This is a genomic window from Pseudomonas sp. Sample_9, assembly GCF_004307535.1.
In the GTDB taxonomy this organism is placed as follows: domain Bacteria; phylum Pseudomonadota; class Gammaproteobacteria; order Pseudomonadales; family Pseudomonadaceae; genus Aquipseudomonas; species Aquipseudomonas mercuritolerans.
The window spans coordinates 1-12,581 of record NZ_RAZO01000510.1 but is presented as its reverse complement, the minus strand read 5'-3'; the positions used below and the strand labels follow the sequence as shown (position 1 = coordinate 12,581).

Genomic DNA, 12,581 nt, shown 5'->3' with positions numbered 1-12,581 from the left:
TGGTGACCGGGCTGGTGTTCCCGATTACCGGGCAGGGCGGGGTGTTCGCGCTGGGCGCGGCGTGCTTTGCGATAGCGGCGGGCGTGGTGTGGCTGTTCGGGATGGAGACGCGGGGCAAGACCCTTGAGGAGCTTACCGAGTGAACATCGATATGAATGTGGGAGCGAGCCTGCTCGCGAAAGCGGTGTTTCATCCAACGAAAATGTTGACTGATACTCCCTCTTCGCGAGCAGGCTCGCTCCCACATTGGTTTTGCGGTGTTGCTTACGGTTTTACCAACCGCGCATCCAGGCTGTTCTGCGCCAGGCGCCTGGCTTGATCCTGGGTCATGCCCAGATGCTCGTGCAGCGCATGGAAGTTCTCGGTCACGTACCCGCCGAAATACGCCGGGTCATCGGAGTTCACCGTGACCTTCACGCCGCGCTCGAGCATGTCGAGGATGTTGTGCTGCGACATGTGATCGAACACGCAGAGCTTGGTGTTCGACAGCGGGCACACGGTCAGCGGGATCTGCTCGTCGATGATCCGCTGCATCAGGCGCTCGTCTTCGATGGCGCGCACGCCATGGTCGATGCGCTGGATTTTCAGCAGGTCGATGGCTTCCCAGATGTACTCCGGCGGGCCTTCTTCACCGGCGTGGGCGACGGTGAGGAAGCCTTCGTCGCGGGCGCGATCGAAGACACGTTTGAACTTGCTCGGCGGATGGCCCATCTCGGAACTGTCGAGCCCGACCGCGACAAACGCATCACGGAACGGCAGCGCCTGATCGAGGGTTTTCTGCGCTTCGTCTTCGCTGAGGTGGCGCAGGAAGCTGAGGATCAAACCGCTGCTGATGCCCAGTTGCGTCTCGCCATCCTTGAGGGCGGCGGCGATGCCGTTGAGCACCACTTCGAACGGGATGCCCCGGTCGGTGTGGGTCTGCGGGTCGAAGAACGGTTCGGTATGAATCACGTTCTGTGCTTTGCAGCGCAGCAGGTAGGCCCAGGTCAGGTCGTAGAAATCCTGCGAGGTGCGCAGCACATCGGCGCCCTGGTAATACAGGTCGAGAAATTCCTGCAGATTGTTGAAGGCGTAGGCCTTGCGCAGGGTTTCGACGTCGCTCCACGGCAGGGCGATCTTGTTGCGTTCGGCCAGGGCGAACAGCAGTTCAGGCTCCAGCGAACCTTCCAGATGCAGGTGCAGTTCGGCTTTGGGCAGGGCGTTGAGCCAGTCGTACATAGTCTTTTCTCATCAGGTGCAATGCCGGCATTCTACAGAGGCTGGCCGCAACAATTGGCAAAACCTGACCAGATGATCGATCAAACCGCCTCTTGCTCGCGACGATAGGCATAGGTATCGGCGAAGCGCGACAGCAGGAATTGCGCACAGGTGGTGGTCGGATATTTCGCCGGATGCTGTGCGTCCTGGCAACCGGGCAGGCATTCGATTCGCGTGTCCGGGTGCGGTTCGGCGAAGAACGGCATCGAATAGCGATCCACACCCAGCGGGCTGATCACCCGGTGCGGCGTCGAGCGATAACGGTCGTTGCTCCAGCGCGCCATCATGTCGCCTAGGTTGACCACGAACGTGCCGTCAATCGGTGGCGCGTCGATCCATTCACCATTGACGTTCTTCACCTGCAAACCGCCGGCGCTGTCCTGATAGAGCAGGGTGATGCAGCCGTAATCGGTATGGGCGCCGGCGCCTTGTTGCTCGGCGGAGCTAGCGGTGTGACGCGGCGGATAATGGATCATGCGCAACACGCTGACCGGGTCGACAAAGCGCGAATCGAAGAAGTCGCGCTCGATGCCCAGCGCAATGGTCATCGCCCGCAACAGGGTTTGCGCCAGCGCCTGCATGTCGAGGTAGTGCTGCTCCATCAGGGCTTCCCAGCCGGGTTGCGCCGGATGCCGATTGGGGCCGCGCAAAGGTTTTTCCGCGAGCACCTCGGGATGTTCGTTCGGCAAGTGCAGGCCCATGTCGAAGGTTTCTTTCAGATCGCTGGGTTTGTCCGGGTCCAACTGCTCGGTGGCAATCGCACCGTAGCCGCGATGATGGCGGGTCTGAGTAATGTCGATCTTCAGTTTTTCTGCGGCTGGCAATGCAAAGAAGCGCTGGGCGTGATCGAGCAGGGCGTCGATGCGCTGCGCCGAGATCGGATGGCCCTTGATGTAGAAAAAGCCCCACTCGCGACAGGCTTGGTCGATTTGGTCGGCCACCGCAGGCCAGGCGTTTTCGTCGTCGCTATAGAGCGGGCTGATATCAATGATCGGAAGCTGATCCATACACAATCCTTGAATACGCTGTGTTTCCAATGTGGGAGCGAGCCTGCTCGCGAAGAGGGAGTGTCAGACAACATTTTTGTTTAATGACACACCGCTCTCGCGAGCCGGCTCGCTCCCACAGGGTTTTGTGTGGTGAATCGGGAGACTACTTCGGCATCTCGGCCTTCATGCCCTCAACGTAATAATTCATCGAAGCCAGTTCCGCATTGGTCGCGCTCACGCCCGCCGGGATTTTTTCTACACCGGCCTGATCCTTGATCGGCCCGGTAAACGGCTGCAATGCGCCGCTCTTGATGTCGGCGATCAACTGCTCGGCTTCGGCTTTCACCGGCGCCGGCACCAGGTCGCTGATCGGCAGTTCCACCGTGCCTTCCTTCAAACCACCCCAGTAGTCCTGGGATTTCCATGTGTGGTCGATCACGCTCTGCGTCGCCTGAATGTAATGCGGCGCCCAGTCGTTGACGATTGAGGTCAGCACCGCTTTCGGGCCGAAGTGGGCCATGTCCGAGGCGTAGCCCACGGCATACACGCCGCGCCGTTCGGCAGCCTGGATCGGCGCCGGGCTGTCGGTGTGCTGGAACACCACGTCGACGCCCTGATCGATCAGCGCGTTGGCGGCATCGGCTTCCTTGCCCGGATCGAACCAGGAGTTGACCCACACCACTTTGATTTCGGTGCCAGGGTTGTACTTGTTCAAGGCCAACTGGATGGCGTTGATGTCGCGGATCACTTCCGGAATCGGGAACGAGGCGACGTAGCCGATCTTCTTGGTCTTGGTCATCTTCGCCGCGAGGAAACCGCCGACGTAACGGCCCTCGTAAGTGCGCGCCAGGTAGGTGCCGAGGTTCTTGTCCTGCTTGTAGCCGGTGGCGTGTTCGAAAGTGACCTTGGGGAATTGCTTGGCGACTTTCACTGTCGGGTTCATGTAGCCGAAAGACGTGGTGAAGATCAGGTCGTATTTGTCCTTGGCCATGTTGCGGATCACCCGCTCGGCGTCAGCGCCCTCGGCGACGTTTTCCACGTAGTTGGTGGTGATCTGCGTGCCGAGTTTTTCCGCCAGGGTCTTGCGCCCCTGTTCGTGCTGATATGTCCAGCCGTGGTCACCGATCGGGCCGATGTAGACGAAACCGACCTTCAGCGGATCGGCAGCGCTGGCGCTCAGGCTGATTCCCAGACCGATGGCGGCGTACAGCAGTTTGTGCAGCGGACGTATTGGCATGAACCCGAACTCCATTTTGTTGTGTGTGTTCAGGGCCAATGCAAATTGCTGACCAACAGGACAACAAACACATTTGAAAACGCGGCGCGGCCTTCGCGAGCAGGCTCGCTCCCACAGGGACGCATTTCAATGTGGGAGCGAGCCTGCTCGCGAAGAGGCCGGCAAGGCCAATAAAAGTGCATGCCTGAATCCAGCTGCCATCGCGTGGTGCGCAAAGATGTAACGAAACGTTAGCGCCGCGCGGCAGTCAGTAGCTTCATCAGCTCTTTTCGGCAAAAGGCCCGTCATGCTCTCGATCCTCAAACAAGAAAGCTTCCTGCTGCTGGCAGTCCTTGCCGCGTGCGTCGCTTATCCACTGGAACATTGGATGCTGCACAGCGGCCAGATCGTCGCGCTGGGCGGCGGTCTGCTGCTGATCGCCTTTATCGTCGCCGCTTCGATGCGCGTCGCTCATCACGCCGAACTGCTCGCGGAGAAGGTCGGCGATCCCTACGGCACGATGATCCTGACATTGTCGGCGGTGCTGGTCGAAGTGGTGATCCTGGCGATCATGATGAGCAACGAAGCCTCGGCGACGCTGGTGCGCGACACGATTTATTCAGCGGTCATGCTCGACATCAACGGCATCCTCGGCCTCGCCGCACTGATGGGCGGGATCAAACACGGCGAGCAGTCCTACAACGACGACTCGGCGCGCAGCTACAGCGTGATGATCCTCACTGCGATGGGCGTGTCGATGGTGGTCCCGGAGTTTATTCCCGAGGCCAACTGGAAGATGTATTCGGCGTTCACCATTGGCGCGATGATGGTGCTCTACGCGCTGTTCCTGCGCATGCAGGTCGGCCCGCACAGTTACTTTTTCAGCTACAGCTATCCGGACAAACGGCGCAAGAAGGAGCCGGTCGAGCAGGAGCCGAAGCCGGTAAGCCTGGCGCTGTCGATCGGCATTCTGGTGTCGGGGGTAGTGATCATCGGCGCACTGGCCGAGGTGATGTCCAAGACTCTCGATCTGGGCCTGGAAGGCACGGGCGCGCCGCCGGTGATCACGGCGATTCTGGTGGCAGCGATTTCCGCCGCGCCGGAGATTCTCACCGCACTGCGTGCGGCACTGGCCAATCGCATGCAGTCGGTGGTCAACATTGCGATGGGCGCGTCACTGTCGACGGTGATTCTGACCGTACCGGTGATGGAAGCGATGGCGCTGTACACCGGCCAGCCGTTTCAAATGGCGATGACCCCAGTGCAAACGGTGATGATCTTCATCACCCTGATCGTCAGCGCGATCAACCTCAATGACGGCGAGACCAACGCCATTGAGGGCATGACGCACTTTGTGCTGTTTGCCACGTTCATCATGCTGTCGCTACTGGGCCTTTAGGGCTGGCAGATACCCATGTGGGAGCGAGCCTGCTCGCGAAAACGGTGTGTCATCCAACAAACATGTTGTCTGACACTCTCTCTTCGCGAGCAGGCTCGCTCCCACAGTTTTCAACGGCGGTTAGTCAGGTACCGGCAATCAACTGCCGGGCCGCCTGGCTGTGATCGGCAATCAGCCCTTTCAGATCCAACCCTTCAACCTGACCACCAACCACACGCCACTTGCCGCCAATCATCACTCGATCCGCCCGATCCGCGCCGCACAACAACAGCGCCGAAATCGGATCATGGCTACCGGAGAAACGCAGTTCATCGAGCTTGAACAACGCGAGATCCGCCTGTTTGCCGACGGCGATTTCGCCGATGTCAGTGCGACCGAGCAGGCTCGCCGAACCTTTGGTCGCCCAGCCCACCACGCGCTCCGGGGTGATCTTTTCGGCGCCGTAACGCAGGCGCTGGATGTACAGAGCCTGACGCGCTTCGAGGATCATGTTCGAGGCATCGTTGGACGCCGAACCGTCGACGCCAAGGCCGAACAGCGCGCCGGCGTCGGTCAGCTCGATGCTCGGGCAGATGCCGGACGCCAGGCGCATGTTCGAGCTTGGGCAGTGGCAGATGCCGGTACCGGCCTGGCCGAGGCGGGCGATTTCGTCGGGGTTGAAATGGATGCCGTGGGCCAGCCAGGTACGTGGGCCGAGCCAGCCGACGCTGTCCAGATAATCGACGGTGCGCAGACCGAAACGTTGCAGGCAGAAGTCTTCTTCATCAAGGGTTTCAGCGAGATGGGTGTGCAGACGCACATCGAGTTTGTTCGCCAGATCAGCGCTGGCCGACATGATTTCCGGGGTCACCGAAAATGGCGAACATGGCGCCAGGGCGATCTGGATCTGCGCGCCGTCGCCACGCTCGTGATACTCGTGAATCAGCCGCTGGCTGTCGTCGAGAATCACCTGGCCTTCCTGCACCGTTTGTTGCGGAGGCAGGCCGCCGTCCTTCTCGCCAAGGCTCATCGAGCCGCGCGTGAGCATGGCGCGCATGCCCAGTTCACGCACCGTTTCGACCTGCACGTCGATGGCGTTTTCCAGACCGTCCGGGAACAGATAGTGATGGTCGGCAGCGGTGGTGCAACCCGAGAGCAGCAATTCGGCCAGCGCCACTCTGGTGGCGAGGGCGAGTTTTTCCGGGGTCAGCCGCGCCCATACCGGGTACAGGGTTTTCAGCCACGGGAACAGCGGCTGATTGACCACCGGCGCCCAGGCGCGGGTCAGGGTTTGATAGAAGTGATGGTGAGTGTTGATCAGGCCCGGCAGGACCACATGCTCGCGGGCATCGAACACTTCATTGCACGGCGCCGACGGCTGCTGACCGGCAGCGAGGACTTCGACGATGACACCGTCTTGCACGACTAGACCGCCACGGGCATCAAGCTCGTTGGAGGTGAAAATGGCGAGGGGATTTTTTAACCAGGTACGGGTCGCAGGCATTGTGGCCGGCTCCTCTGAAAGTTGGGTTCAGGGTTGCCAGCTCAGTGTTGCCCTGTCTGCTGATCCAGGGTCGCCGCGAAGGACGAGGCGCGCAGTTTCAAACAAATCGCAGCGCCGGGCAAGCGCCACCCGACCATTCACCATCATCCCCCTGTGGGAGCGAGCCTGCTCGCGAAGGCGTCCTGTCAGTCGATACAGATTTACCTGACAGATCGTATTCGCGAGCAGGCTCGCTCCCACATCGGGATTTTCAGTGCTTACCAGGCAATCGTTTCGCCCTTGTAGTTCACGAAGTGATGCCCGCCCTTGCCGGTGAATGCAGTGACCTGATCGATCAGCCCGCGGGTGCTGGTCTCGACGTCGAGATCGGCGCCTTCGCCGCCCATGTCGGTCTTCACCCAGCCCGGGTGCAGCGACAGCACGGTCAGTTTCTGCTCGCCCAGTTGCGTGACGAAACTGTTGGTCATCGAATTCAGCGCCGCCTTGCTCGCCTTGTACAGCGCCAGTTCCGGCGCATCCGGCATGGTCACGCTGCCGAGCACCGAGCTCATGAACGCCAGCACGCCGCTGCCGTCGCGGATCTGCCCGACGAAACGCTGGGCCAGATTGATCGGCGCCACCGCGTTGGTGAAAAACAGTTGCCCGACCTCGGCCAGGGTCGCGCCGCCCGGGGTCTGTACTTCCGGGCCTTTGACCCCGGCGTTGACGAATAACAGATCGAAGGTTTCACCCTTGAGTTTCTGGCTCAGGGCGATCACCGCTTGCTGATCGTCCATGTCGAGCTTCTCGATGCGCACGTCACCCAGCGCTTGCAGCGCCTCGGCCTTCTGCGGATTGCGCACCGTCGCGGTGACCTGCCAGCCATCGCCCAGCAGAGTCTTCACCAGACCGAGGCCCAAGCCGCGGGAGGCGCCGATGATCAGTGCGTTTTTTGCCTGAGACATGATGGGTTTCCTTGAAAGTCAGCATTCAGGATTCAATGGACACGCCTGACCGCGCCACAGTTGCAGCGCTTGGCGAAAAACAGGCTTTGATCCCGGAGCATACTCCAGGCTTCTTGAGTTTCTCGAGGGTGTTTGATCAGAAACAATCATGAGGCGTGGTTCAAGTGTTGCCTGTGCGGACGCTTTCGCGAGCAGGCTCGCTCCCACATTTGCCCGCGTTCACTCAGATCCCCTGTGGGAGCGAGCCTGCTCGCGAAGAGGCCCGCTCTGACAACGATCAGTGTCCCGATTGCCACGGCTGCCCCAACGAAACCGGCGCATACAACCGCGTGCGCACGGCATCGCGGGAGAGCAGCACCAGCACCAAAATCGTCGCCACATACGGCAGCATCGCCAGCAGGCTCGAAGGAATCGCCAGTCCTAGCCCCTGCGCCACCAAATGCAGGATGCTGGCGAGGCCGAACAGATACGCCCCGAGCAGCAAGCGCCACACCCGCCAACTGGCAAACACCACCAGCGCCAAAGCGATCCAGCCGCGCCCTGCGGTCATGTTTTCCGCCCACATCGGCGTGTAGGCCAGCGACAGATACGCCCCGGCCAGCCCGGCCATTGCTCCGCCGAACAACACCGCCAAGGTGCGTACGGTCAGCACCGGCAAGCCCATGGCGCTGGCCGCATCCGGGTTTTCACCGACCGCTTGAATGATCAGGCCGACACGACTTTTGACGATCACCCACGCCACCAGCGCAAACAGCGCAAACGACAGATACACCAGCAGATCCTGGGCAAACAGCATCCGCCCGATCAGCGGGATCTCACTCAGATACGGAATCGCCAAAGGCTCGAAACCTGCCAGCGGCTTACCCACCCAGGCCGCGCCGACAAATGTCGACAGGCCCACGCCGAAGATCGTCAGCGCCAGCCCGGTGGCGACCTGATTGGCGTTGAACACCAGCGCGACCAGGGCAAACAGTGACGACAACAACATCCCGGCCAGCATCGCCAGCAGCACACCCAGCCACAGGTTGCCGCTGTTCAGCGCGACGATAAAACCGATCACCGCACCGAACAGCATCATGCCTTCCTGGCCGAGGTTGAGGACGCCGCTTTTCTCGCAGATCAACTCACCCAATGCCACCAGCAGCAGCGGCGTGCCGCAGCGGACCATCGCGTAGAAAATATTGCTCAACAGATCGATATCCATCACAGCGCTCCGGCGGTTACGGCAGGGGTCGAGGCGCGCCGGGTCCAGCGCAGTTTCAGGCGTGGCCGATAAAGAATCAGCACGTCGCAGGCGAGCAGGAAAAACAGCATCATGCCCTGGAACAATTGGGTGATCGCTTGCGGCAGATTGAGCGACATCTGCGCGCTCTCGCCGCCGATGTACAGCAGCGCCATGAGCAGACTGGAGAACAGAATGCCAAGCGGATTCAACCGTCCGAGAAACGCCACGGTGATCGCCGCGTAGCCATAGCCCGGCGACACCTGGGGCACCAGTTGGCCGATCGGCCCGGTCACTTCGCAGACCCCGGCGAGTCCGGCCAGACCACCGCTGATCAACAGCGCCAGCCAGATCAGGCGCTTCTCGCGAAAGCCGACAAAACCTGCCGCACGCTTGTCCAGCCCGAGCACTTTGATCTGGAAGCCGATAAAGCTTTTCTGCAACAACACCCACACCACAACCAGCGCGAGCAGGGCGAAATACACGCCGGCATGCACGCGGCCGTCCTCCAGCAGCAGCGGCAAACGACTGGCGTCGCCGAACATCGCCGACTCGGGAAAATTGAAGCCCGCCGGATCCTTCAACGGCCCGTGCACGCAGAACAGCAGCAGGTTCAGCGCGATGTAGTTGAGCATGATGCTGGTGAGGATTTCGTTGGCGTTGAAGCGCGTGCGCAGCCATGCGGTGAGCCCGGCCCATGCGGCGCCCGCCAGCGTCCCGGTCAGCAGAATCAGCACCAGCGCCCAGCGACTTTGCATGTCGATAACGTTCACTGCCAGAGCACTGCCGGCCAAGGCGCCAAGTAGAAGTTGGCCTTCGGCGCCGATGTTCCAGATCCGCGCCTGATAGGCCACGGCCAGGCCGAGTGCGCAGAGTAGAATCGGCAGCGCCTTGACCAGCAATTCAGACACGCCATACAAATCGCTGACGGGCGCGATCAGCAGCGTGTGCAAGGTTTGCAGTGGGTCGTGGCCCAGCGCGATGAACAACAGCGAGCCGCAGCCGAGGGTCAGCGCCGCCGCCAATAACGGCGAGCACCACAGCATCAAGCGCGATTGCTGGCCACGGGGTTCGAGGGAAAGCAGCATGTTGAAACTCCGTTAAACCGAGGCGGTGCGGGGTGAGTGATCGAACTGGCCGGCCATCCACGCGCCGACATCGCTCAGTTGTGTAAGGCCGGTGTCTTGCAGTGCCGACAGACGCCCGCCGCACAGCGCGCCGAGACGATCGCTGATCTGGAACAGCTCATCGAGGTCTTCGGAAATCACCAGAATCGCCGCGCCGGCATCGCGCAGGGCGATCAACGCGCGATGGATGGTGGCGGCGGCACCGACGTCGACGCCCCAGGTCGGGTGCGCGGCGATCAGCAGTTTCGGTTGCTGAAGAATTTCCCGGCCGAGGATGAATTTCTGCAAGTTGCCGCCCGAAAGGCTGCGCGCAGCGGTTTGCGTGTCCGGGGTCTTCACGCCGAAACGCTGGATGATCTGCTGCGCGAGCGCTTCGACTTTGCCGCGTTGAATCAACCCGTGGCTGACCAGTCCTTGCTGAAAAGCACTGAGCAGAGCGTTATCGGCCAGACTCAACTCCGGCACCGCGCCGTGGCCGAGGCGTTCGGCCGGCACGAAGGCCAGACCGAGTTTGCGCCGCGCGTCCGGGCGCAGATCGGCAACGTTTTTCTCTGCGAAGCGCAGGGTCGCCGCCTGCGCGCGCGGCAAGGGCTGTTCGCCGCTGAGCAGGGCGAGCAATTCATCCTGACCATTGCCCGCGACCCCGGCGATGCCGACGATTTCACCGCTGCGCACTTGCAGATCGATGTCGGTCAGCGAGCAACCGAACGGATCCGGGTTGTGCCAGCTCAAACCCTGCACCTGCAGAAACGCCGCGCCACCGCTGACCTTCGGATACTCGCCAATCAATCCCGCCGCTTCGCCGACCATCAGTTGTGCCAGTTGCTGATCCGTACATTGCGCCGGCAGGCAATGCCCGGCTACCCGACCGCCGCGCAGCACCGTGGCGCTGTGGCACAAGGCGCGCACTTCACCGAGCTTGTGGCTGATAAACAGAATGCTGCAGCCCTCATCGGCGAGGCGACGCAGGGTGATGAACAATTCGTCCGCCTCTTGCGGCGTCAGTACTGAGGTCGGCTCATCGAGAATCAGCAGGCGGATGTCCTGCATCAGGCAACGAATGATTTCCACCCGCTGGCGCTCGCCGATCGACAGGCTGTGGACAAGTCGCTCCGGTTCCAGCGCCATGCCGTAACGCCGCGAGACTTCGCGAATCTTCGGCTCCAGTTGCTTCGGCGTGCCGGCCGCCGCGCCCATCGCCAGGGCAATGTTCTGCGCCACGCTAAGGGTTTCGAACAGGGAGAAATGCTGGAACACCATGCCAATGCCCAACTGCCGCGCCTGCGCCGGATTGCGCATCTGCACGCGCTGCCCCTGCCAGAGCATTTCACCGCTGTCGCACTGGGTGACCCCGTAAATGATCTTCATCAACGTACTTTTGCCCGCGCCGTTTTCACCGAGCAGGGCATGGATCTCACCCGGCGCGATGCTCAGGTCGATGGCGTCGTTGGCCAGACAACCAGGGTAGCGTTTGCTGATCTGGCGCAGTTGCAGGCGCGGTGGGGACGGGGCGATGGACATGACAGGCTCGACTGGCTTGGAGTTGTGCCTGTGGATAAAGCAATTTCCTGGCCATTGAGTCAGGAACGCTTGCGGAGCCAGTCCGCAAGTGCCGACAGCAGCGCATCGGCGGGCGTTTTGTCTTTGGATCAAGCACCAATTCAGCGCAAAGCCATTGAACAGGCTCCAGTTTTGCCCGCTTGCAGTTGGTTAAAAAACGAGCAACTGCCTGGGAGCCAGACAGATCCAGCGGCTGCGGCGGTCATGAACGGCTTATCCACAGGTTGCTCCACAGTAATTGTGCGCAAGCGCCGAGGGTGGGCATAAGCACTGCGATGCTTTGTTCTAATGGTGATAAACGAAGATAACTGTTTGTTTTTACGCTGGATTTCCCTTTCGTCGGGTCAATTGAACGAAAATTGAACAAATCGCGCAAAGCCGCATGACAGAAGGGTTACAGCGGTGTGTGCTCAGGTTATCCACAGTCGGGTGCACAGCAGGTGTGGGCAAGTCGTGAGTTTATGAAAGTACGAGTGATGCCCCAAAAAGATCGCAGCCTTCGGCAGCTCCTACAATTGGAATGCGATCCCCTTGTAGGAGCTGCCGAAGGCTGCGATCTTTTGATCTTCCACTCTCAACGCTGCAACAAAATCCGCCCACGGCTCAGATCAGCCAACTGACTCTGCAACAACTCGATCTGCGCTTCCCCCACCGCCAGCTTCAATTCAACGCCATTGGCCGTGAAGTTCTCCTCCACCACCAACCCACCCAGATCCGCCACGCGCAACTTCACCAGCGCCAATTCGGCAAAACCACAGGTGCAGCTCAGCGGCACGCGGCTGATCAACTCGATTTTTTCCGCCGCTTGCAGGCACTTGTTGGCGCCGCCGCCATAGGCTCGGGCCAAACCTCCGGTGCCCAGTTGAATGCCGCCATACCAGCGAATCACCAGCACCGCAACCTGATCGCAGTCCTGCGCTTCGATCGCCGCGAGAATAGGGCGCCCGGCAGTGCCGCCCGGCTCGCCGTCGTCAGTGCTGCGGTATTGCGCGCCGAGTTTCCACGCCCAACAATTGTGCGTGGCATTCAAATCGCTGTGCTGCTCAAAAAACGCCTGCGCATCGGCGGGGCTGCTGATCGGCGTCGCCAGAGTGATGAAGCGGCTTTTGCGAATCTCTTCGCGGTATTCGCAAAAACCGCTGAGGGTGAAAGGCATAAACGTCTTATAGAGAAGGAGTGAGGCCGCAGCCTTTGAGGATGATGCGGATCAGGTTGTTGCCGGCGTCTTCCATGTCCTGCTTGGTCAACTTGCTGCGTCCGGTGACGCGGCAGATCTGCGTGGCGAAGTCGGCGTAATGCTGGGTACTGCCCCACAGCAGGAAGATCAGGTGCACCGGATCGACCGGGTCCATCTTGCCCGCATCGATCCACGCCTGAAACACCG

11 protein-coding genes and 1 pseudogene are annotated in these 12,581 nt (G+C 60.9%); 2 read left to right on the top strand and 10 right to left on the bottom strand.

Going from position 1 to position 12,581, the window contains the following annotated elements; translation table 11 throughout:
• A pseudogene (locus D6877_RS30150) lies at nt 1–143 on the top strand (MFS transporter); the annotation flags it as partial.
• 121 nt (nt 144–264) lie between these two features.
• Here D6877_RS30150 and D6877_RS28930 read toward each other — a convergent pair.
• The 3 genes from D6877_RS28930 to D6877_RS28920 form a co-directional block, all read right to left on the bottom strand.
• On the bottom strand, nt 265–1,218 hold the full coding sequence (locus tag D6877_RS28930; protein ID WP_065615564.1) for an adenosine deaminase: 954 nt from the start codon (nt 1,216–1,218) through the stop codon (nt 265–267).
• Nucleotides 1,219–1,298: 80 nt separating this feature from the next.
• On the bottom strand, nt 1,299–2,264 hold the full coding sequence (locus D6877_RS28925; RefSeq protein WP_130912901.1) for a 2-oxoglutarate and iron-dependent oxygenase domain-containing protein: 966 nt from the start codon (nt 2,262–2,264) through the stop codon (nt 1,299–1,301).
• 145 nt (nt 2,265–2,409) lie between these two features.
• Nucleotides 2,410–3,483: a BMP family ABC transporter substrate-binding protein gene (locus tag D6877_RS28920; protein ID WP_130912900.1), complete on the bottom strand. Its 1,074-nt coding sequence runs from the start codon at nt 3,481–3,483 to the stop codon at nt 2,410–2,412.
• Between the two features lie 286 nt (nt 3,484–3,769).
• On the opposite strand from D6877_RS28920, the gene D6877_RS28915 reads away from it, so the two are divergent.
• Nucleotides 3,770–4,861: a calcium:proton antiporter gene (locus D6877_RS28915; RefSeq protein ID WP_130912899.1), complete on the top strand. Its 1,092-nt coding sequence runs from the start codon at nt 3,770–3,772 to the stop codon at nt 4,859–4,861.
• Nucleotides 4,862–4,985: 124 nt separating this feature from the next.
• Here D6877_RS28915 and D6877_RS28910 read toward each other — a convergent pair whose 3' ends face one another.
• The 7 genes from D6877_RS28910 to D6877_RS28880 form a co-directional block, all read right to left on the bottom strand.
• Nucleotides 4,986–6,344, bottom strand: coding sequence for an 8-oxoguanine deaminase (locus D6877_RS28910; protein ID WP_130912898.1), 1,359 nt, complete (start codon nt 6,342–6,344; stop codon nt 4,986–4,988).
• A 257-nt stretch (nt 6,345–6,601) separates the two neighbouring features.
• Complete coding sequence (locus tag D6877_RS28905; protein WP_130912897.1) at nt 6,602–7,288, bottom strand: SDR family oxidoreductase; 687 nt, start codon at nt 7,286–7,288, stop codon at nt 6,602–6,604.
• 277 nt (nt 7,289–7,565) lie between these two features.
• Nucleotides 7,566–8,492: an ABC transporter permease gene (locus D6877_RS28900; protein ID WP_130912896.1), complete on the bottom strand. Its 927-nt coding sequence runs from the start codon at nt 8,490–8,492 to the stop codon at nt 7,566–7,568.
• Nucleotides 8,492–9,598 (bottom strand): ABC transporter permease, encoded by a 1,107-nt coding sequence (locus D6877_RS28895; RefSeq protein WP_130912895.1) that lies wholly within the window; start codon nt 9,596–9,598, stop codon nt 8,492–8,494. The genes D6877_RS28900 and D6877_RS28895 overlap by 1 nt, the downstream gene beginning before the upstream one ends.
• Nucleotides 9,599–9,610: 12 nt before the next feature.
• Nucleotides 9,611–11,158, bottom strand: coding sequence for an ABC transporter ATP-binding protein (locus tag D6877_RS28890; RefSeq protein ID WP_130912894.1), 1,548 nt, complete (start codon nt 11,156–11,158; stop codon nt 9,611–9,613).
• A gap of 613 nt (nt 11,159–11,771) precedes the next feature.
• On the bottom strand, nt 11,772–12,353 hold the full coding sequence (locus D6877_RS28885) for a YigZ family protein (protein WP_130912893.1): 582 nt from the start codon (nt 12,351–12,353) through the stop codon (nt 11,772–11,774).
• 7 nt (nt 12,354–12,360) lie between these two features.
• Nucleotides 12,361–12,581 (bottom strand): TetR family transcriptional regulator C-terminal domain-containing protein (locus tag D6877_RS28880; RefSeq protein WP_178083771.1); only part of this gene is annotated, 221 nt, incomplete at its 5' end.

Bases quoted from the DNA above. Each gene is read 5' to 3' on its own strand.
- D6877_RS28930 (WP_065615564.1), bottom strand. From the start codon at position 1,218: ATGTACGACTGGCTCAACGCCCTGCCCAAAGCCGAACTGCACCTGCAT.
- D6877_RS28925 (WP_130912901.1), bottom strand. From the start codon at position 2,264: ATGGATCAGCTTCCGATCATTGATATCAGCCCGCTCTATAGCGACGAC.
- D6877_RS28920 (WP_130912900.1), bottom strand. From the start codon at position 3,483: ATGCCAATACGTCCGCTGCACAAACTGCTGTACGCCGCCATCGGTCTG.
- D6877_RS28915 (WP_130912899.1), top strand. From the start codon at position 3,770: ATGCTCTCGATCCTCAAACAAGAAAGCTTCCTGCTGCTGGCAGTCCTT.
- D6877_RS28910 (WP_130912898.1), bottom strand. From the start codon at position 6,344: ATGCCTGCGACCCGTACCTGGTTAAAAAATCCCCTCGCCATTTTCACC.
- D6877_RS28905 (WP_130912897.1), bottom strand. From the start codon at position 7,288: ATGTCTCAGGCAAAAAACGCACTGATCATCGGCGCCTCCCGCGGCTTG.
- D6877_RS28900 (WP_130912896.1), bottom strand. From the start codon at position 8,492: ATGGATATCGATCTGTTGAGCAATATTTTCTACGCGATGGTCCGCTGC.
- D6877_RS28895 (WP_130912895.1), bottom strand. From the start codon at position 9,598: ATGCTGCTTTCCCTCGAACCCCGTGGCCAGCAATCGCGCTTGATGCTG.
- D6877_RS28890 (WP_130912894.1), bottom strand. From the start codon at position 11,158: ATGTCCATCGCCCCGTCCCCACCGCGCCTGCAACTGCGCCAGATCAGC.
- D6877_RS28885 (WP_130912893.1), bottom strand. From the start codon at position 12,353: ATGCCTTTCACCCTCAGCGGTTTTTGCGAATACCGCGAAGAGATTCGC.